This window comes from Sphingomonas sp. 35-24ZXX (assembly GCF_000786215.1).
Classification (GTDB): domain Bacteria; phylum Pseudomonadota; class Alphaproteobacteria; order Sphingomonadales; family Sphingomonadaceae; genus Blastomonas.
In genome coordinates this window covers 941,896-962,356 of the sequence record NZ_JROG01000003.1, presented here as the reverse complement: position 1 = coordinate 962,356, position 20,461 = coordinate 941,896, and the positions used below count along the sequence as shown (strand labels likewise).

The following is a 20,461-nucleotide window of genomic DNA, read 5'->3' as shown; positions in this document are numbered from 1 at the left end:
GCGGTCAGAAATCGAAGCGCAACGAGGCCGAGATCGTCCGCCCGTTGATCGCCCGGGCAAAGCCGATGCCATTGGCCGGTACGCTGGCCTGGTTCACCTCGAAAATGCCCAGAGTGTTGAACACGTTGTTGGCGTTGACCTGCAGGCTGCCGCCATTGAACAGTTTGACCTGTGCGAACAGGTCGACCGTCGTGAAGCCCGGCATGACCAGCAGGTTGGAATCCTGCGAAAAGCTCTTGGTCACGCCGACGATGCTGGCACCGAGCACGGCGCGGCCCAGATCGACCTGCGGCGTGGCAAAGAAGGTCCAGTCGGGCTGATGGCGCGGTTCCTTGCCGGTGAGCGTCGGATCGAGCAGATCGCGCGTGATCTTGGCCTTGGTATAGGTGGCGCCGATCATCAGGCTGAACGGTCCCTTCTGCACCCCGCCTTCCATCTCGACCCCGGTCGCGCGATAGGTGCGGTCGGTGCGGTTGGCAGCGCCGTTGATCACATTGTGATCCGCCGCGGTCACCCGGAAGGCCGTCGCGTTGAACGTCAGGCCGTCCTTGCGGAACTTGAACCCGCCTTCGAGCTGCTTGACGTCATCCTGCTTGTCACGCGTGCTGCGGATCGAGCCATCGGCATTGTTGATCAGTGGCGTGAACAGCACCTTGTCAGCATTGGCGCGCGCGCCCTTGCTGTAGCGGGCAAACAGCGAGAAGGGCTCTGCGGCGCGGTAGTTGATCCCCGCCGAATAGCTCAGATAGCCGTAATTGTAGTTCACCGGCGCCGACTGGGTGAAAGGCAGGAAGGCGACCCTGCGCTCGGCCGGATTGATCAGGCCATCGCGGTTGATATCCTGCGTGATCAGGCCGACGCTGCCGTTGTTGAGATCCGCGCCGACCAGCGAACCGCGCACCCGGCCGGTGTCATAGCGCAGGCTGCCGCCGATCGCGATCTTGCCGAAATGATAGTTCACCGAACCATAAGGCGCGAACACCTTGTAGTTCACGTCAAACGCGCGGCGGAACAGGCTGGAAGCGCGGGCAAAGGCGAAATAGCCGTTCAGCGTCTGCGGCTGACCCGCGGCGTTGAAGATATCGACCTGAGCGGTGCCATTGTCTCCATTGGCGTCGATGTTCATCGCCGTGTGCAGCCAGGTGGTGTTGAGGTCCTGAGTTGCCAGATAGGCACCGATCGTGGTGGTCAGCTTGCCGCCGGGCAGTTCCCACACCTTGGACGCGCGGACATCGTTGGTGAAATTGTCGAGCGAGCGTGCGCGCACGAACGAGAAGAAATAGAGCGACAGCAGGCCGTTGCCATTGATCAGCCCGTTTGGGTCGATCAGTTGGCCCGCCAGCGGCCCGCTGGCATAGCGCGCCGTTGCGCCGACACCGCCCTGGCCTGCCGCGAAAGCCGACACGGTGTTGGCCGTGTTGGGAAAGCCGCGGCTGAAGTCGCCACCATTGGCCGCATAACGCATGCGCTCGGTGATCGTCCAACCGGCGACATCGAACTGGCCTTCCACGCCGATCGACTTGGATTCCGCGCTCTGGCCGGTGGCCACCGGGAAAGCTGCGGGCTGGTTGTTCTGATCCAGCGTGACGACCGGCCCCAGGAACGACGACAGGATCGTGTCGTTGCGCAGGTCGAAGCCGGGAAAGCTGCGAATGCGCGGGTTGGCATTGGTCCCGGTGATGTTGGCGAAATACGGCGCGAAGGTCGGCGAGCGGTCATCGAGATACTTGAGGTACAGCCGGACATAGCCGTTCTCGAACTCGTGTGTGATGTTGGCCTTGATCTGGCCGCCCTTCCAGCCATCGAAGCCGTTGTTGCGCGGGCCTTCGCCCTGGCGGTAGAAGCCTCCGATCTGGAAGCGGGTGTTTTCGCCCAGCTTGCCGCCATAGGTGAAGTCGACCCGCTTGGTGTCGAAGTCGACCCCGGTGGTGAACTGCACAGAGCCGCCTTCCGCTTCACCGGTGCGCGACAGGATGTTGATCACGCCGCCCGGCGAGTTCGATGCGAAGGTCGATGCCGAGCCGCCACGGATCGTCTCGATCGCGTTCACGGTCAGGTCGTTGCGCAGATAGACATCGGCACCAACGTTGAACAGATCGGCAAATTCGAGCAGCGGCAGGCCATCTTCCTGGATCTGCATGTATTTCGAACCGCCGGCAGCCAGAGGCAATCCGCGGACGGTGTAGTTGTTGTTGCCTTCACCGATGCTGACGGCCACGCGCAGGCCGGCCATCGTGCGCAGCACCTCGCCGATCGGGCGCGGGCCAAGGATGGTGATATCGTCGCCGCGCAGTGCGCTGGTCGACGTCGCGCTGTCCAGCCGGTCGCGGCCCTTGGCGACTCCGGTGGAAAACACCTCGACCGGAGGCTTGGCGGCCTGGTCCGCGCTCTGTGCCTCAGCCTCGGCTTCCGTCGTGATGTCGGCTGCAGTGGCAGTGGCAGCGGCGGTTTCCGCCCAGGCTGGCGTCGAGAGCGCCAGATACGAAGATACAAGAAAAAATGCCGTCTTGGCCATGGTTAGTCGTCCCCTCACGTCACCAGCCCCCCTGGTACCGCCGCCTCATGGCGGAGCAGCATGCTGGTCGATTAGGGAATGACTATGTTCTAATAGTAAAGTTTTAGTTTAATCATTCTATTAAGCACGATTGTTCATGGGATCGTAAGCTCTTGTCTGGCCGTCAGGCGCAATTTTCCTTAGAATTGCGCCATTTTACATGTCGAGCACCCGTAAATTTACCAGTCTTTCGCAAGCCGGGCAGGCAGGCGGCGAGCTTGCGGGTAAGGACTGGCCAGCGGCAACAATCCGAAAAAAGGGCAGGGCGACCCACCGCGCGGGCACCCGGCAAGGTCCGCCTGAACCCCGGACAGTCCGCCCGGAACAGGGGCCGGCAAGATACAAAAAGGCCCGGACACATGCCGGGCCTCTCGTCATTCTGGATGATTGCGCCAACGCCTGCGGCGGACCGCAGTCAGCCCGCGACTCACTGGTCGAGGAACGACCGCATCTTGCGCGAGCGCGACGGGTGCTTGAGCTTGCGCAGCGCCTTGGCCTCGATCTGGCGGATACGTTCGCGGGTGACCGAGAACTGCTGGCCGACCTCCTCGAGCGTGTGATCGGTGTTCATGCCGATGCCGAAGCGCATGCGCAGCACGCGTTCCTCGCGCGGCGTGAGCGATGCCAGCACCCGCGTCACGGTTTCCTTGAGGTTCGCCTGGATCGCGGCGTCCACCGGGATGATCGCGTTCTTGTCCTCGATGAAATCGCCCAGGTGCGAATCTTCCTCGTCGCCGATCGGCGTTTCGAGCGAAATCGGCTCCTTGGCGATCTTCATCACCTTGCGGACCTTTTCGAGCGGCATCGACAGGCGCTCGGCCATTTCCTCCGGCGTCGGCTCGCGGCCCTGCTCGTGCAGGAACTGGCGGCTGGTGCGCACCAGCTTGTTGATCGTCTCGATCATGTGCACCGGAATGCGGATGGTGCGCGCCTGATCGGCGATCGATCGCGTGATCGCCTGACGGATCCACCAGGTCGCATAGGTCGAGAACTTGTAGCCGCGGCGATACTCGAACTTGTCCACCGCCTTCATCAGGCCGATGTTGCCCTCCTGGATCAGGTCGAGGAACTGCAGGCCGCGGTTGGTGTATTTCTTGGCGATGGAAATCACGAGACGCAGGTTCGCCTCGACCATTTCCTTCTTGGCGATGCGCGCTTCGCGTTCGCCCTTCTGCACCATGTTGACGATGCGGCGGAATTCACCCAGCGACATGCCGGTGGCAGCGGCAATGTCGGAAATCTCCGAGCGGATGCGGTCGACGGCAGCGGCCTCGTTCGATGCGAACGCCGCCCATTTCTTGTCGATGCCCGCCATGGCTTCGAGCCACGCTTCGTCCATCTCGTGGCCGACATAGCGGTCGAGAAAGTCCTTGCGCGGTACCTTGTGCCGTTCGGCCAGGCGCAGCATCTGACCACCCAGCGCGGTCAGGCGGCGATTGAACGAATAGAGCTGATCGACCAGATATTCGATCTTGTTGGCATGGAACTGCACCGACTCGACTTCGGCGGTCAGTTCCTCGCGCAGCTTGTGATAGCTCTTTTCCTTCGCCGACGGGAAATCGTCGCCGATGCTCAGCGCATTCAGGCGATCGCGCTGGATCTTCTCGAACTTGCGGAACAGCGAGGTGATCAGCGCGAACTTCTCGAGTGCGGCAGGCTTCAGCTGCGCTTCCATCTGCGCGAGGCTGAGGGTGTTGTCCTCTTCCTCGTCGTCGTCAGGGCGGCGCGTGCGACGCTCGGTCAGGTCGTCCTCGTCGTCGTTCGACTCGGCGACTTCCTCGACCTCTTCTTCTTCCTTGAAGCTGGGACCTGCGGTCTTTTCGCTGATCTCGCCATCGTCCTCGCCGTCCTCGGACAGGCTTTCGGGCGCCGGCTCCTTGGACAGCATGGCGTCGAGATCGAGGATCTCGCGCAGCTGCATCTCGCCGTCATTGAGCGCGGTCGACCATTCGATGATCGCATGGAAGGTGATCGGGCTTTCGCACAGACCCAGGATCATCGTGTCGCGGCCGGCCTCGATGCGCTTGGCGATCGCGATTTCGCCCTCGCGGCTGAGCAGCTCCACCGCGCCCATTTCGCGCAGATACATCCGCACCGGGTCATCGGTGCGGTCCATCGTCTCCTTCTTCTTTTCTGGAGAGATGTTGAGCTGTTCCGAACCATCGTCGGGCGTGTCATCATCGGCGGCGGGCTGTTCTTCGCTGGCTTCCTCGTCGTTCTCGACGATGTTGACGCCCATCTCGGAGATCGCGGACATCACGTCCTCGATCTGCTCGGACGACATCTGGTCCTGCGGCAGCGCTTCGTTCAGTTCGTCATAGGTGATGTAGCCGCGCTTCTTGGCGCGCGAGAGCAGCTTCTTGACCGAGGCTTCGTTCAGATCGATCAGCGGTGCATCGGTGCTGTCGGCCTTGCTGTCTTTCGGTGCCTTGCTTGCCAATTTACGTACTTCCTGTCACCTGTCTCGCCGCTGCCCGCGTTCTGGCTGCGGAGATAAACCGTTTTATCAAGCCGCATCGGGCCAGTTCAAATATGTCGCGCGCCGGACCTGATCGGGCATGAGGCGGGCTGGTGTGCGGTCCTGCAAGGTCCGCCTATCAGCTTCGTTCCGTCAATTCTATCAGGCGCTGGTCGAACGCTTCCTTTCTTGCCCTTAGCTGTTGCTGCTCCAAAAACAAACCGTCTTGCATGTCATTTTCGAAACGTTGCGTTACATCCTGTAACGCTGCCTCCAGCCGGGGGCGGGTGGTCATCACTTCGATGGCTTCGGCAAAGTCCTCGGCGACCCGCGACTCGCGCTGTTCATCGACCGGTGCGGACGGTGTGGCGCAGAAGGAGAAAGGCGGTGTTCCGCCCGATTTCAGCCTGCCTGCCGCATCTGCCAGCCCCTTGCTGTGCAATATGGTCATCAGCCCCGGCGTATCAAGAGCGCCGGGCGCGGTCCTGTGCGCAGCGTCGAGCATCGCATCGAGCAGATCCGCCCAGCGATCGGCGAGCCCGACAAATTCGCTCAGCGTCTCGGAATGGCGCAGGATCAGCGCCGGCCGCAGCATCAGCCCGGTGAGAACGCCCCGCAGGATCATGTCGCTCATCGGCTGGCGGCTGAAGGCGCGCAGCTCCTCGCTCGGCGGCACAGGCTCGTCGCGACGCGGCCACGGCTTGCCGCCGCGCCGCGGCGGGGAGCCTGACCCTGCATAGGACGCAGGGCCGGGGGCAGGCGCGCGCGCGCCGAAGAACAGGTCTGAAAAGCGCTGGCCGATCTCGCGCCGGTACAGCGCCTTGATGTCGCCATCGGCAATCGTGTCGGCATGCGCGTTCAATCGCGCCTTGAACCCGGCGCGGTCTTCCGGGCTGGCGAGCGGCGCTGCGTTCAGCTCGTGCGTCCACAGATGGTCGAGCAACCCGGTCGCCTGATCGATGCAGGCGGCAAAGGCCTGCGGTCCCGATGCCCGCACCAGATCGTCGGGGTCCTGGCCTGCAGGCAGCGACACGAAGCCCAGCGACTGGCCGGGCTTGAGCAGCGGCAAGGCGCGGGCGGCAGCGCGCATGGCGGCCTTCTGCCCTGCATTGTCGCCATCGAAGCACAGCAGGGGCCGGTCGACCATCTTCCACAGCCGCTCGATCTGATGCTCGGTGAGCGCGGTGCCCAGCGGCGCGACGCATTCGCCAAAGCCCGCCTGCGCCAGCGCGATGACATCCATATAGCCTTCGACGACGACGATGCGGCCCGTCTGGCGGGAGGCGGGGGCGGCGAGGTGCAGGTTGTAGAGCGTGCGCCCCTTGTCGAACAGCGGCGTGTCGGGCGAGTTCAGATACTTGGGTTCGCCCGCGCCCAGGATGCGGCCGCCAAACGCGATCACCCGCCCGCGCGGATCGCGGATCGGGATCATCACCCGGCCGCGGAAGCGGTCATACGGCGCCTTATCGTCGACCCTGATCAGCAGGCCCGCCTCGATCAGCAGCTCCTCGTCGATGCTGCCGAGCGCCGACTTGATGCCATTGCGGCTGTCGGGCGCAAAGCCGATGCCAAAGCGCTGGATGGTCTCGGCGGTCAGCCCCCGGTTCCTGAGGTACGCGCGCGCCTCTTCGCCGCCTGCGCTGTGCAGTTGCGCGACGAACCAGTCCTGCGCCGCCTGGCAGACATCGTGCAGCGACGCGCGCTCTTCCGCCTGCCGCGCGGCGCGCGGATCGGGCGCCGGCACGCTCATCCCCGCCTCGGACGCGAGCTCCTTCACCGCATCCATGAAGCCCAGGCCCTGGTGATCGGTCATGAACCGGATCGCATCGCCATGCGCCCCGCAGCCGAAGCAATGATAGAAGCCCTTGTCGTCGTTGATCGTGAAGCTGGGGGTCTTCTCGTTATGGAACGGGCAGCACGCCTTGTACTCCCGCCCCGCACGCTGGACCTTCACGTGCCGCCCGATCAATGTCGACAGCGTGATGCGCGAACGCAATTCGTCCAGCCATTGCGGGGAAAGGGTCATGGCGCCAGGATCAGCCCGCCAGTGCTTCCTTCACCCAGCCGCTGGCCTTGCTCATGTCGATCTCGGATGCGTGGCGCGCTTTGACCTCGGCCATGACCTTGCCCATGTCCTTGAGGCTGGCAGCACCCGTTTCGGCGACCACGGCGGCGATCGCGGCCCTGGCGGCGGCCTCGTCGAGCTGGGCGGGGAGGAACTCCTCGATGATCGCGACTTCGGACGCTTCCTGTGCGGCCAGTTCGGCGCGGCCGCCCTGTTCGTACATCGCGATCGATTCGCGGCGCTGCTTGATCATCTTCTGCAGCACTTCGGTGACCATCGCATCGTCGTCGGCGGGCGCCGCCGAGGTGCGCAGTTCGATATCGCGATCCTTGATCTTGGCCAGGATCAGGCGCACCGCCGCCGTGCGCGGCTTGTCTCCGGCCTTCATTGCCGCAACCTGCGCAGCCTTAAGCGAATCGCGAATCATGCGAACGCATCCTTTCCCCGATGAATTTTGGAACAAGTTCTCAACCTAGCCGGATAAAAATGTTTTTCATAGATTGACCGTGCAAGCCCGCCCCGCCTAGTGACCCGCCAATTTGGCTGCTTGTCGGCAGGGGGTGTGAACGGGGCTTTGGCCTTGCCCGAACCTGCCATAGTCTGCAGCCCGGCTCATATGCGACTCAACGCACGACAAGGAAAACGATCCATGGCGCACGCCACCACCTCCGCTCAGCCCCAAGGCGCGACCGGCCTGTTGCTTCTGGCCGATGGCACGACGATCTGGGGCAGGGGCTTTGGTGCCGCAGGCGCCAAGGCGGGCGAGGTGTGCTTCAACACCGCGATCACCGGCTATCAGGAAATCCTCACCGACCCGAGCTATGCCGGGCAGATCATCACCTTCACCTTTCCGCATATCGGCAATGTCGGCGCTAACCCTGAAGACATCGAGGCGGACGTGCCGCAGGCGCTGGGCTGCATCGTCCGCGAGGACGTGACCAACCCCAGCAGCTTCCGCTCGGCGCAGCATTTCACCCAGTGGCTGGAAGCGAACGGCCAGATCGGCATTTCGGGCATCGATACCCGTGCGCTGACTCGCCGCATCCGCGAGGCAGGCGCGCCCAATGCGGTGATCGCGCACGCCCCCGACGGCGTGTTCGACATGGCCGCGCTGCTCGCACAGGCGCAGGGCTGGGCAGGGCTTGAGGGCATGGATCTGGCGATCGAGGTGACCGGCGCGGATACCCGCGGCTGGCAGGGCGGCAAGTGGACCTTGGGTTCAGGGTACAGCGGCCAATCCCCGTTTGTCCCGAGCGAAGTCGAGGGACGTAGTGGAACGGTTGCGGAAGGTCCCTCGACTGCGCTCGGGACAAACGGAGGGGGGAGCCAAGAGCGGCCCCACGTCGTCGCGATCGATTATGGCGCCAAGCACAACATCTTCCGTTCGCTGGTCGAGGCGGGCGCCAAGGTGACGGTTGTCCCGGCCAAGACCTCGCTCGAGGCTATTCTGGCGCTGGAACCGGCGGGCGTGTTCCTCTCGAACGGCCCAGGCGATCCGGCGGCCACCGGCACCTATGCCGTGCCCGTGATCCAGGGCCTGCTCGAGCGCGACGTACCGATCTTCGGCATCTGCCTTGGCCACCAGCTGCTCGGTCTTGCCGCCGGTGCGCGCACGATAAAGATGCACCAGGGCCACCGCGGCGCGAACCATCCGGTCAAGAGGCTAGAGACCGGTGTGGTCGAGATCACCAGCATGAACCACGGCTTTGCGGTCGATGCCGCGACGCTCCCCGCCAATGTCGTCGAAACCCACGTGTCGCTGTTCGACGGCAGCAACTGCGGCATCGCCTTCACCGATAAGAACGCATTCGGCGTGCAATACCACCCCGAAGCCTCGCCCGGCCCGCAGGACAGCTTCTACCTGTTCGAGAAATTCGTCAGCGGCCTCAAGACGCCGGCGGTGGCGGCATGACCCTCAAGCTTCCCCCCGTCGATCCGCTCCGCATGGAACAGGAATGGGCCGCCGATCAGGACGTGCTGCGCAATCTGGCCGACAATGGCGACCAGGCGAGCATCCGCCGTGCGGTGGACGTGAGCTTTCGCGGGTCCGAAGAGAATCTGGAGCGTTTGTCCGAAGCAGCCGAGGAGCTGGGGCTGACCGAACTAGGCCATGAGGACGACGCCGATGGTGGCGGCACCTTCCTGTTTCTGGAGCGGGTGCAGGCGGTCGATGAAAAGTCGATCCGCGCGCTCACCGAACTGTGCCTGCAGATCGAGCAGCTGTTCGACCTCGAATATGATGGCTGGGGCTGCGAGGCCCAGACCGGCACGGTGCACTGACCACGCGCCCGGTCGCCACCTCCCCAAGATGACATCGAAGATTAAAAAGAGAGCACAATAACCATGCCGAAGCGCACCGACATAGACAGCATCCTGATCATCGGCGCCGGCCCGATCATCATCGGCCAGGCGTGCGAGTTCGATTATTCGGGCACGCAGGCGTGCAAGGCGCTGAAGGAGGAGGGCTATCGCATCGTCCTCGTCAACTCCAACCCGGCCACGATCATGACCGATCCCGACATGGCCGATGCAACCTATGTCGAACCGATCACGCCCGAGATCGTCGCCAAGATCATCGCCAAGGAGCGCGCCGAGCGCCCGAACGAGAAGCTGGTGGTGCTGCCGACGATGGGCGGCCAGACCGCGCTCAACACCGCGCTGGCGCTCGACGCCGATGGCACGCTGGAGAAATATGACGTCGAGCTGATCGGCGCCAAGGCCGAGGCGATCGACAAGGCCGAAGACCGGCAGAAGTTTCGCGAGGCGATGGACAAGATCGGACTCGAATCGGCGCGGTCAGGGATAGCGCATACGGTCGAGGAAGCGCTTGCCGTGCTCGAGCGGACCGGCCTGCCCTCGATCATCCGCCCCAGCTTCACCATGGGCGGCACCGGCGGCGGCATTGCGTACAACCGCGACGAGTTTGTCCAGATCGTGACCGGCGGGCTCGATGCCTCGCCGACCACCGAGGTGCTGATCGAGGAATCGCTGCTCGGCTGGAAGGAGTATGAGATGGAGGTTGTGCGCGACAGACACGACAACGCCATCATCATCTGCTCGATCGAGAATGTCGATCCGATGGGCGTGCACACCGGCGACAGCATCACCGTCGCGCCCGCGCTGACGCTGACCGACAAGGAATATCAGATCATGCGCTCGGCCAGTATTGCGGTGCTGCGCGAGATCGGCGTGGAGACGGGCGGGTCGAACGTGCAGTTCGCGGTCAACCCCAAGGATGGCCGCCTGATCGTCATCGAGATGAACCCGCGCGTGTCGCGCTCGTCGGCGCTGGCATCGAAGGCGACCGGCTTCCCGATCGCCAAGGTCGCCGCCAAGCTGGCCGTCGGCTACACCCTCGACGAAATCACCAACGACATCACCGGCGCGACGCCTGCCAGCTTCGAGCCGACGATCGACTATGTGGTCACCAAGATTCCGCGCTTTGCCTTCGAGAAGTTCAAGGGATCGAGCCCGCTGCTCGGCACCGCGATGAAATCCGTGGGCGAGGTGATGGCGATCGGCCGCAACTTCCAGGAATCGATGCAGAAGGCGCTGCGCGGTCTGGAAACCGGCCTCAGCGGCTTCAACTTCGTCGATCATCTGGTGGGCGCGCCGCGCGAGGACATCATTGCCGAGCTGTCGCAGGCCACTCCAGACCGGCTGCTGATCGCCGCGCAGGCGCTGCGCGAGGGCATGACCGTCGCCGAAGTGCACGCGGTCGCCAAATACGACCCCTGGTTCCTCGAGCAGATCAAGCAGATCGTCGATGCCGAGGCCGAGGTTCTCGCCGATGGCCTGCCGCGCGATGCGGTGGGCATGCGGCGGCTGAAGTCGATGGGCTTTTCCGACAAGAGGCTCGCCTATCTGGCGCTGAAATCGGCCCATTTGCGCCCGGGCATGAGCCAGGCGCTGGCCCGCGGATCAGGCCTGGTGCGCGATGCCGTGGTCGCGATGACCGGTGGCGTGACCGAACAGGAAGTGCGCGCGCTGCGCCACAAGCTGGGCGTGCGTCCGGTGTTCAAGCGCATCGACACCTGCGCCGCCGAGTTCGAGGCGAAGACGCCGTATATGTATTCGACCTATGAGGCCCCGACCTTCGGCGAGCCCGAATGCGAAAGCCAGCCGACCACGCGGCGCAAGGTCGTGATCCTGGGCGGCGGGCCCAACCGCATCGGTCAGGGGATCGAGTTCGACTATTGCTGCTGCCATGCCTGTTTCGCGCTGGGTGACGCCGGGTTCGAGACGATCATGATCAACTGCAACCCGGAGACGGTCTCGACCGATTATGACACCTCGGACCGCTTGTACTTCGAGCCGCTGACGGCAGAAGACGTTCTCGAGATCCTCGATGTCGAACGCTCGAGCGGCGAACTGGTCGGCGTGATCGTGCAGTTCGGCGGCCAGACCCCGCTCAAGCTGGCGCAGGCGCTGGAGGATGCAGGCATCCCGATCCTGGGCACCTCGCCCGATGCGATCGACCTGGCCGAAGACCGCGAGCGCTTTGCCAAGCTGGTGGACAAGCTGGGGCTCAAGCAGCCGATGAACGGCATCGCGCGCAGCCGCGAAGAGGCGATCGCGGTCGCTGCGCGGATCGGCTATCCGGTGCTGCTGCGTCCGTCCTATGTGCTGGGCGGCCGCGCGATGGAGATCGTCGACGGCCAGGCGCAGCTGGAATCGTACATCGCGACCGCGGTGCAGGTGTCGGGCGACAGCCCGGTGCTGATCGACCAGTATCTGCGCGATGCGATCGAGGTCGATGTCGATGCGATCTGCGATGGCCGCGATGTCGCGATTGCCGGGATCATGCAGCATATCGAAGAGGCGGGCGTGCACTCGGGCGACAGTGCCTGCACCCTGCCACCCTACAGCCTGTCCGACGATCTGATCGCCGAAATGGAGCGCCAGACGCGCGCGCTGGCCGAAGGGCTCAAGGTTCGCGGCCTGATGAACATCCAGTTTGCGGTCAAGGATGGCCAGGTCTATCTGATCGAGGTCAATCCGCGCGCCAGCCGCACCGTGCCGTTCGTCGCCAAGGCGATCGGCCAACCGGTGGCGAAATATGCCGCGCGGGTCATGGCGGGCGAGATGCTGGCGGATCTGCCGGTGATCGACCGCAACATCGACCATATGGCGGTCAAGGAAGCGGTGTTCCCCTGGGCGCGCTTTGCCGGGGTCGACCCGGTGCTGAGCCCCGAGATGAAATCGACTGGCGAGGTGATGGGCATCGACAAGGACTTCGCCACTGCCTTTGCCAAGGCGCAGATCGGCGCGGGATTGACACTGCCGACCAAGGGCACGGTGTTCATCTCGGTCAAGGAGAACGACAAGCCGGTGGTGCTGGAAGCCGCGCGCGGGCTGATCGAACTGGGCATGGATATCGTCGCCACCAGCGGCACCGCGCGCTACCTTGCCGACAATGGCGTGGCGGTGACCGAAGTGAACAAGGTGGCGCAGGGCCGCCCGCACATCGTCGACCGCATCAAGGATGGCGAGATCGCGCTGATCTTCAACACCACCGAAGGCTGGCAGAGCCTGAAGGACTCGCAGTCGATCCGCGCCAGCGCGCTGACCGGCAAGATTCCGTACTTCACCACGGCGGCGGCCAGCGTGGCAGCGGTCAAGGCGATGGCGTCGCTCGCCAAGACCAGCCTTGAAGTAAAGCCGCTTCAGGCTTATTATCTACGGTCTGACGCTTGAGCCCCCCGACAAGTCGTTAACCTGACCCGGCCCCGAACACGGGCCGTTTATGGTGTTATTGTCGGACGATTGGCCAGGTTTCAGCCAAAGAAGAAGGGATATGCCGAATGGCAACCGTCGATAAGCTGCCGATGCTGGCAGAAGGATATGAAAAGCTCTCGCGCGAGCTGAAGCTGCTCAAGGAAGAACGCCCGCTGATCGTGGAAGCGATCGAGGAGGCGCGCGCGCATGGCGATCTGTCCGAAAACGCGGAATATCACGCGGCCAAGGAACGCCAGGGCCAGGTTGAAGCGACCATCGCCGACCTCGAAGGCAAGCTGAGCCGTGCGCAGATCATCGACCCCACGACGCTGTCGGGCGACAAGATCGTGTTCGGTGCGACCGTGACGCTGATGGACGAAGACGACAAGCCGGTGAAATACCAGATTGTCGGCGAAGCCGAAGCCGACGCGCGCAAGGGCCGCATCAGCTATTCGAGCCCGCTGGGCCGCGCGCTGATCGGACGTCAGCTCGACGACGAGGTCGAGGTGAGCGTGCCTTCGGGCGACAAGTTCTACCTCGTGTCGAAGATCGAGTTCATCTGAACCATGCCCTCCGTGCCGCGTGGTGCGGCGACCAACGCCCTGGTCCTCCTCAACGTGCTGGTATGGCTGGTCGGGTATATCACCGGCTGGACCGAGCCGATGCAGATCGAGGGGGGCTTCTGGTCGGCGCGGCTGCATGATGCCCTGAACGGGCACAGCAGCGCGCTGCCGATCGATTATCCCTGGACCGTGCCTGTGTGGCTGACGCCGGTGACGTCGGCGTTCCTGCACGCGGGCCTTTTCCATCTGGCGATGAACATGCTGGTGCTGGTGATGATCGGCCGGCTGATCGAGGCGGCGATGGGCACCGAGCGGTTCGTGCTGCTGTACGCCGCCGGAATCATCGGCGCAGCGGCGGTGCATTACGCCGTCGACCCGGTGTCGATGACCCCGGTGGTCGGCGCAAGCGGTGCGATCTCGGCGCTGCTCGCGGCCTATTTCCTGCTGTTTTCACGGCGCAAGCCGCCCGCGATCGGGCCGGTGCCCGGAGTGTTCGTGCACATCGCCTGGCTGCTTGCCGCCTGGGTCGGCATCAACCTGCTCAGCCAGTTCGCCTTTGCCGGCACCGCGCTGGGCATCGCCATCTGGGCGCATGTCGGGGGCTTTGTCGCCGGACTCGTGCTCGCCGTGCCGCTGTCGCGCGGCCACCGCATCCGGCGGCCGCGACACGATCTGCCCTGACGCGAAAGGTCAGGCCGCGGGGGTTTCCGGATCGAGCAGCCGGTGCAGGTGCACGATCACATAGCGCATCTCGGCATCGTCGACCGTCGACTGCGCCTTGCTGCGCCAGGCTTCCTCGGCGCTGGCGTAATCGGGATAGACGCCGACCAGATCCATCTTGTCGAGTTCGCAGTAATCGAGGGTTTGCGGGTCGCTGACGCGGCCGCCCATGACGAGGTGAAGTTTGCTCATGTATCTGTGCGTCCCATGACCGAATGAACCGGATGCCGGACGGCATCCTCTCCTGGGCAGGGGCGGTGCATGCCAGCCCCCTGCTGTCTGGGGCTGCGCCTTAATGCGGTTCTATGCGATTTTCCAGCCCTGATCGCGCAACTCAGCGCTTGCGGGCCTTGATCTTGTCGATGGTCCTGCCGACCGCACCCTTGGTCTGGGCTGCCAGCGGCCTGGCGACCTCGGCAATCGGCTTGCGCGCGAGGAACAGTCCGCCCAGCAAGCCGGCCAGCGCGATCTTGCCGCGATGCGCCCAGGCCAGGGCAGCACCCTTGTCCGCCGCACCGCTCAAGGTCGTGGCGGCGCTTTCGATCGCTTCATCGCGCAGGTTGGCAGGCGCAAAACGCTCCCTGGCGCGGGCCAGCGCCTTTTGCCACTGGCTGCGCGCCGCGAGCCGTCGCGCGGCCATTTCGGCCAGAGTCTGGGCGCTGTCTTCGTCGTGCCGCACAGGGGCTGCATCATCGCTCATGCGTCGGTCCTTGGCTCGTCGCGATCTCTTCGGGCGTCTCCGGCTCGCTGGCAAACAGCGCGCCCAACTTGCCGATGCGTCCAGCGGCCAGCCAGAAGCACAGTGCGGCGAGCACCAGCGACCCTGCCACCGTCGCGGCCATCGCGCCCCACGCGCCCAGCACCGGGATCAGCGCGATCATCGTGCCGACCACCAGAGCAATCAGCGCACAGCCGATCAGGATCAGGCCGACGATGGCAAGCAGTGCCATCGTGCGGATCTGACGCCCGGCGGCGGCGAGGCGCGCCTTCTGGAAACCGATCTCGGCATCGACCAGCGTGCGTCCGTCGTCGTACAGACCGCGCAGCTGTTCGATCATTCCGGGCTTGGCCTGCTCCGCTCCGGTTGGGGGCGGGGCAGGGTTCACGCCGGGTAGCGGCGCGTCAGAGGGGGCAGATTGGGCCAAGGGATCGATCCGGGTTTCGGGCGCGATCAGCGCCGTTTACCGAACATCGAAGAGACGATCTTGGCCACGACCAGGCTGAAGACCGCAGCGATGCCGGCTGCGGCGACGGGCTTGGTCCTCACGAATTCCTTGGTGTCCTCGGCGATTTCCTCGACCGGCTTGGCACGCAGGCGTTCGGCCGCATCGGTCACCGACTGCGCGGCGGTGCGAGCATAGTCACCATATTTGGGACCGATATTGTCGTCGATCGCGCCGGCGCTGTCGCTGATGATGCGCGCCAGGCCATGCGCGGCATCGCACGCCATGTCCTTGACCTCAACTGCTGCATCCTTGGCCTTGGCCGTCATGTCTTCGGGAATCATGGCACTCACCTTGTCAGTCATGGCGCTGAACGCGCCCGAATTATGGGCAACAGCTGCGGCACCGCTGGCTGCAACGCCCGTTGTCACCAGCTCGACGCTGTTGGGCGTCGGTGTCTGCTGGCTGGATGCGGGCTGCTCGGTCGGCTTGGGCGCTGCCTTGCGCTTGGGCGCGCCGGGCTTTTCGGCTTCCGCCGCCATGCTGGCCACCGGCTGGGCGGCGCCATCGGTGCCCGCTGCCTTCTTGGCGCGCGGCTTTTTCGGCGCAGCCTTGGCGGGGGCTTCTGCCTTGGTTTCTTCGTCGGACATGATTTCCTCCTCAAGCTTCACGGTAGACGCACGAAGCGCTGCCCAGGTTCCGCTTGCCCATGCACTATTCTGGCCAGTCTGCGCACATTTTCAAGCGATTTCGCGGCCGCAGCATCGCGCATTGCGCGCGGCATGGCACGAGGTTGCAAAGCCGCAGGCGACGGCCTAGAGCAGCGCCATTCCTTCAACCTGCAAGACCTGAAAGAGTGCCGCTTATGACCGCGATCATGGACATCCACGCCCGCCAGATTCTCGATAGCCGCGGCAACCCGACGGTCGAAGTCGACGTGCTGCTGGAAGATGGCAGCTTCGGCCGGGCAGGGGTGCCTTCGGGCGCATCGACCGGGGCCTATGAAGCCGTCGAGAAGCGCGATGGCGACATGGCGATGTATCTGGGCAAGGGCGTGACCCAGGCGGTCGACATGGTCAACAGCGAGATCTTCGAAGCGGTCGTCGGCCTGGATGCCGAAGACCAGCGCGATATCGACATGGTGATGATCGATCTCGACGGCACCGAGAACAAGTCGCGCCTGGGCGCTAACGCGATCCTGGGGGTCAGCCTGGCCGTCGCCAAGGCGGCTGCCGATGCGCGCGGGTTGCCGCTGTACAGCTATGTCGGCGGTGTCTCGGCGCATGTGCTGCCGGTGCCGATGATGAACATCATCAACGGCGGCGAACATGCCGACAACCCGATCGACTTCCAGGAATTCATGATCATGCCGGTGGGCGCGGACAGCCTGGCCGAAGCGGTGCGCTGGGGGTCTGAAATCTTCCACACGCTCAAGAAGGGCCTGCACGAAAAGGGCCTGGCAACGGCTGTGGGCGATGAAGGCGGCTTTGCCCCCAATCTCGCCTCGACCCGCGCCGCGCTCGACTTCATCATGGCGTCGGTCGAAAAGGCCGGCTTCAAGCCCGGAGAGAACGTGATGCTCGCGCTCGATTGCGCCGCGACCGAATTCTTCCGCGACGGCAAGTACGAGATCAGCGGCGAGGGCCTTTCGCTCAGCCCGGTGCAGATGGCCGAATATCTCGGCAAGCTGTGCGACGAATACCCGATCCGCTCGATCGAGGACGGCATGAGCGAGGACGATTTCGAGGGCTGGCTCGCCGTCACGCAGCTGCTCGGCAAGAGGGTGCAGCTGGTCGGCGACGACCTGTTCGTCACGAACCCTGAGCGTCTGGCGATGGGCATCGACAAGGGCCTCGCCAACAGCCTGCTGGTCAAGGTCAACCAGATCGGCACGCTGACCGAGACGCTCGAGGCGGTGAACATGGCGCACCGCGCGGGCTATACCGCCGTGATGTCGCACCGTTCGGGCGAGACCGAAGACGCGACCATCGCCGATCTGGCGGTCGCCACCAACTGCGGCCAGATCAAGACCGGCTCGCTCGCGCGTTCGGACCGGCTTGCCAAGTACAACCAGCTGATCCGCATCGAAGAAGAGCTGGGTGCCAGCGCGCACTATGCAGGCGCTGCCATCTTCCGCTGATCTTGCCGGGCATTGATCGCATATTTGATTCGGGTTGGCCGTTTCGGCTTGCCAGCCCGAATCAATTGTGATTCAAGCAATCAATGCCGTCCCGTAAACCCGTCATCAAACCTGCAAAACAAGCCATTGCGCCAGGCATCTCGCTTGTCGCGCTGCTGGCGATTGCAGCTTATGCCCTGCTGGGGCCGACGGGTGTGCTGGCCTGGGGCGATTATCGCCAGCGGCTGGAAGTGCAGAAGGTGGAGCTTGCCCGTCTGCAAAAGCAGCGCAACGCGTTGCGCAACCGGGTCGAGCTGCTCGATCCCAAGGCCGTCGATCCCGATCTGGTCAGCGAGCTGGTCCGGCGCGAGCTGAACGTGGCCCATCCCGACGAGATCATCGTTCCGCTCAAATGATCGGATGCAGCGCGCAGCGCCGCTGATGCTGCGGGAATATTGCGCAAAAACCGCCTTGGCCGTTGCGTAAACCGCGCCCATGCTTCTATAGACGGGCGGTCAATTCCTCCCCCGCCTCACGGCACTGATCCTTCAGCGTGAAAGGTTTTTTCGTCTTGGTAAAGACACCCGCTGCAAAGCCCGTTCGCAAGCCGCCCGCAAAGGCCTCATCGAAAGCTCCGGTCCTCCCCGAGGAGGGCAGCAACCACCCCCGGCCGCGAACGCCCGAACGTTTCGAGGCGAGCCAGGAAGGGCTGATGCATTTCTACAAGGAGATGCTGCTCATCCGCCGGTTCGAGGAACGCGCCGGACAATTGTATGGCCTGGGCCTCATCGGCGGTTTCTGCCATCTGTACATCGGCCAGGAAGCGGTCGCGGTGGGCCTGCAATCGGCGCTGACGCCGGGCAAGGACAGCGTGATCACCGGCTATCGCGACCATGGCCACATGCTGGCTTATGGCATCGACCCCAAGGTGATCATGGCCGAACTGACCGGCCGGGCCGCGGGCATCTCGCGCGGCAAGGGCGGGTCGATGCACATGTTCTCGACCGAGCACAAATTCTACGGCGGCCACGGCATCGTCGGCGCGCAGGTCGCGCTGGGTGCGGGCCTCGCCTTCGGCCACCAGTATTCGCAGGATGGCGGCGTGTGCATGGCCTATTTCGGCGATGGCGCGGCCAACCAGGGCCAGGTCTATGAAAGCTTCAACATGGCCGCGCTGTGGAAGCTGCCGATCATCTTCGTGATCGAGAACAACGGCTATGCGATGGGCACCAAGGTGTCGCGCAGCAGCGCCGAGACCGAGTTCTACCGGCGCGGCGATTCCTTCCGCATCCCCGGCATGCAGGTCAACGGCATGGATGTTCTGGAAGTGCGCGGCGCGGCCGAAGCGGCACTGGAATATGTTCGTGCCGGCAACGGTCCGCTGCTGATGGAACTCAAGACCTATCGCTATCGCGGCCACTCGATGTCGGACCCGGCCAAGTATCGCAGCCGCGAGGAAGTGCAGAACGTCAAGGAAAAGTCCGATCCGATCGAGGCGGCCAAGGCCGAACTCATCCGGATGGGCGTGAGCGAGGATGCGCTCAAGACGATCGACAAGGACATCCGCGCGGTGGTCAGCGAGGCGGCGGACTTTGCCGAAACCTCGCCCGAGCCGGATGCGTCCGATTTGTATACCGATGTGCTGGTGGAGCAGTATTAATGGCCATCGAACTGAAAATGCCCGCTTTGTCCCCGACCATGGAAGAAGGGACACTGGCGAAATGGCTGGTGAAGGAAGGCGATAGCGTCGCTTCCGGCGATATCTTGGCCGAGATCGAGACCGACAAGGCGACGATGGAGTTCGAGGCGGTCGACGAGGGCACGATATCGAAGATCCTGATCCCCGAAGGCACCGACAATGTGAAGGTCGGCGCGGTCATCGCGCTGATCGCCGGCGAAGGCGAAGAGGCAGCCGCTGCACCCGCGCCTGCGCCCGCTGCCGCCGAAGCGGCTCCCGCCCCGACGCCGGCGCCTGCGCCGGTGAGCAAGGATGAAGCGGCCGAAGCGATCGTTCCGGCCAAGCGCGCCACGGTGAGCGACCCGGCGATCCCCGAAGGTACCAAGATGGTGGGCACCACCGTGCGCGAAGCCTTGCGTGATGCGATGGCCGAGGAAATGCGCCGCGACGAGCGCGTGTTCGTGATGGGCGAGGAAGTCGCCGAATATCAGGGTGCGTACAAGGTGACGCAGGGCCTGCTCGAAGAGTTCGGTCCGCGCCGCGTGATCGATACGCCGATCACAGAATACGGCTTTGCCGGCATCGGTGCCGGCGCGGCGATGGGTGGTCTGCGTCCGGTCATCGAGTTCATGACCTTCAACTTCGCGATGCAGGCGATCGACCACATCATCAACTCGGCCGCCAAGACCAACTACATGTCGGGCGGGCAGATGCGTTGCCCGGTGGTGTTCCGCGGACCCAATGGCGCGGCCAGCCGCGTCGGCGCGCAGCACAGCCAGAATTTCGGGCCATGGTACGCCAACGTTCCCGGCCTGATCGTGATCGCGCCGTATGACGCGGCCGATGCCAAGGGGCTGCTCAAGGCGGCGATCCGCACCGAAGACCCGGTCGTGTTCCTGGAAAACGAACTGGTCTATGGCCGCACCTTCGATGTGCCCGCGCTCGAAGACCATGTGTTGCCGATCGGCAAGGCCCGCGTGATGCGCGCAGGCGCCGATGTCACCATCGTCAGCTATTCGATCGGCGTCGGCGTTGCGCTGGATGCAGCGGAAAAGCTCGCCGCCGAAGGCATCGATGCCGAAGTCGTCGATCTGCGCACGCTGCGGCCGCTCGATACCGCCACGGTGCTCGAAAGCCTGAAGAAGACCAACCGCATGGTCGTCGTCGAGGAAGGCTGGCCCGTGTGCTCGATCGCCAGCGAAATCTGTGCGGTGGCGATGGAGCATGGCTTCGATGATCTGGATGCGCCGGTGCTGCGCGTCACCAACGAAGACGTGCCGCTGCCTTATGCCGCGAACCTCGAGAAGCTGGCGCTGGTCGACAGCGCCCGCGTGATCGCGGCGGTCAAGAAGGTCTGCTACAAGGGCTGATTGCCTGAAGCTTCAAGAATGGCCGGGCGGCTATGCCCGGCCATTCTTACGTG

Annotated in this window: 17 protein-coding genes; 9 read left to right on the top strand and 8 right to left on the bottom strand. The window is 64.1% G+C overall.

All coding sequences use genetic code 11. From position 1 onward, the window contains the following. Window positions 1-4 precede the first annotated feature (4 nt). From LI72_RS07015 to LI72_RS07000, 4 genes are all read right to left on the bottom strand, one after another. Window positions 5-2,515, bottom strand: coding sequence for a TonB-dependent receptor domain-containing protein (locus tag LI72_RS07015; RefSeq protein WP_033925019.1), 2,511 nt, complete (start codon window positions 2,513-2,515; stop codon window positions 5-7). A gap of 466 nt (window positions 2,516-2,981) precedes the next feature. Beyond that, complete coding sequence (gene rpoD, locus LI72_RS07010; RefSeq protein ID WP_033925018.1) at window positions 2,982-4,994, bottom strand: RNA polymerase sigma factor RpoD; 2,013 nt, start codon at window positions 4,992-4,994, stop codon at window positions 2,982-2,984. A 157-nt stretch (window positions 4,995-5,151) separates the two neighbouring features. Then, window positions 5,152-7,038 carry a DNA primase gene (gene dnaG, locus LI72_RS07005; protein WP_033925017.1) on the bottom strand — a complete coding sequence of 629 codons (1,887 nt, stop codon included), beginning with the start codon at window positions 7,036-7,038 and terminating at the stop codon, window positions 5,152-5,154. Between the two features lie 10 nt (window positions 7,039-7,048). Continuing rightward, window positions 7,049-7,504 (bottom strand): GatB/YqeY domain-containing protein, encoded by a 456-nt coding sequence (locus LI72_RS07000; protein ID WP_033925016.1) that lies wholly within the window; start codon window positions 7,502-7,504, stop codon window positions 7,049-7,051. Window positions 7,505-7,726: 222 nt separating this feature from the next. On the opposite strand from LI72_RS07000, the gene carA reads away from it, so the two are divergent. The 5 genes from carA to LI72_RS06975 all read left to right on the top strand — a co-directional run bounded on the left by carA (window position 7,727) and on the right by LI72_RS06975 (window position 14,039). Further along, the gene (gene carA / locus LI72_RS06995; protein ID WP_033925015.1) at window positions 7,727-8,989 is read left to right on the top strand and encodes a glutamine-hydrolyzing carbamoyl-phosphate synthase small subunit; all 1,263 of its coding nucleotides are present in this window, start codon (window positions 7,727-7,729) and stop codon (window positions 8,987-8,989) included. Next, entirely contained in the window at window positions 8,986-9,357 is a 372-nt protein-coding gene (locus LI72_RS06990) for a ribonuclease E inhibitor RraB (RefSeq protein WP_033925014.1), read from the top strand. The genes carA and LI72_RS06990 overlap by 4 nt, the downstream gene beginning before the upstream one ends. 63 nt (window positions 9,358-9,420) lie before the next feature. Continuing rightward, window positions 9,421-12,774, top strand: a complete 3,354-nt coding sequence (carB, locus tag LI72_RS06985; RefSeq protein ID WP_033925013.1) for a carbamoyl-phosphate synthase large subunit — start codon at window positions 9,421-9,423, stop codon at window positions 12,772-12,774. A 107-nt stretch (window positions 12,775-12,881) separates the two neighbouring features. Further along, a complete protein-coding gene (gene greA, locus LI72_RS06980; protein ID WP_033925012.1) occupies window positions 12,882-13,358 on the top strand; it encodes a transcription elongation factor GreA in 477 nt (158 codons plus the stop codon). A gap of 3 nt (window positions 13,359-13,361) precedes the next feature. Further along, entirely contained in the window at window positions 13,362-14,039 is a 678-nt protein-coding gene (locus LI72_RS06975) for a rhomboid family intramembrane serine protease (protein ID WP_033925011.1), read from the top strand. Window positions 14,040-14,048: 9 nt separating this feature from the next. Here LI72_RS06975 and LI72_RS06970 read toward each other — a convergent pair whose 3' ends face one another. The 4 genes from LI72_RS06970 to LI72_RS18970 form a co-directional block, all read right to left on the bottom strand. Beyond that, window positions 14,049-14,270, bottom strand: a complete 222-nt coding sequence (locus tag LI72_RS06970) for a DUF4170 domain-containing protein (RefSeq protein ID WP_033925010.1) — start codon at window positions 14,268-14,270, stop codon at window positions 14,049-14,051. Window positions 14,271-14,412: 142 nt separating this feature from the next. Beyond that, entirely contained in the window at window positions 14,413-14,778 is a 366-nt protein-coding gene (locus LI72_RS06965; protein ID WP_033925009.1) for a hypothetical protein, read from the bottom strand. Beyond that, window positions 14,768-15,136, bottom strand: coding sequence for a phage holin family protein (locus LI72_RS06960; RefSeq protein ID WP_081984685.1), 369 nt, complete (start codon window positions 15,134-15,136; stop codon window positions 14,768-14,770). Before LI72_RS06960 ends, LI72_RS06965 begins: the two co-directional genes overlap by 11 nt. A 113-nt stretch (window positions 15,137-15,249) precedes the next feature. Continuing rightward, the gene (locus LI72_RS18970; protein ID WP_052129575.1) at window positions 15,250-15,891 is read right to left on the bottom strand and encodes a hypothetical protein; all 642 of its coding nucleotides are present in this window, start codon (window positions 15,889-15,891) and stop codon (window positions 15,250-15,252) included. A gap of 215 nt (window positions 15,892-16,106) precedes the next feature. Between LI72_RS18970 and eno the strand changes: the two genes are divergently transcribed. The 4 genes from eno (at window position 16,107) to LI72_RS06930 (ending at window position 20,408) form a co-directional block, all read left to right on the top strand. Continuing rightward, window positions 16,107-17,381, top strand: coding sequence for a phosphopyruvate hydratase (eno, locus tag LI72_RS06945; protein ID WP_033925008.1), 1,275 nt, complete (start codon window positions 16,107-16,109; stop codon window positions 17,379-17,381). A gap of 83 nt (window positions 17,382-17,464) precedes the next feature. Continuing rightward, window positions 17,465-17,776, top strand: a complete 312-nt coding sequence (locus LI72_RS06940) for an FtsB family cell division protein (RefSeq protein ID WP_052129574.1) — start codon at window positions 17,465-17,467, stop codon at window positions 17,774-17,776. A 155-nt stretch (window positions 17,777-17,931) separates the two neighbouring features. Then, the gene (gene pdhA / locus LI72_RS06935) at window positions 17,932-19,020 is read left to right on the top strand and encodes a pyruvate dehydrogenase (acetyl-transferring) E1 component subunit alpha (protein ID WP_081984770.1); all 1,089 of its coding nucleotides are present in this window, start codon (window positions 17,932-17,934) and stop codon (window positions 19,018-19,020) included. Further along, window positions 19,020-20,408 (top strand): pyruvate dehydrogenase complex E1 component subunit beta, encoded by a 1,389-nt coding sequence (locus LI72_RS06930; protein ID WP_033925007.1) that lies wholly within the window; start codon window positions 19,020-19,022, stop codon window positions 20,406-20,408. Before pdhA ends, LI72_RS06930 begins: the two co-directional genes overlap by 1 nt. Window positions 20,409-20,461 lie beyond the last annotated feature (53 nt).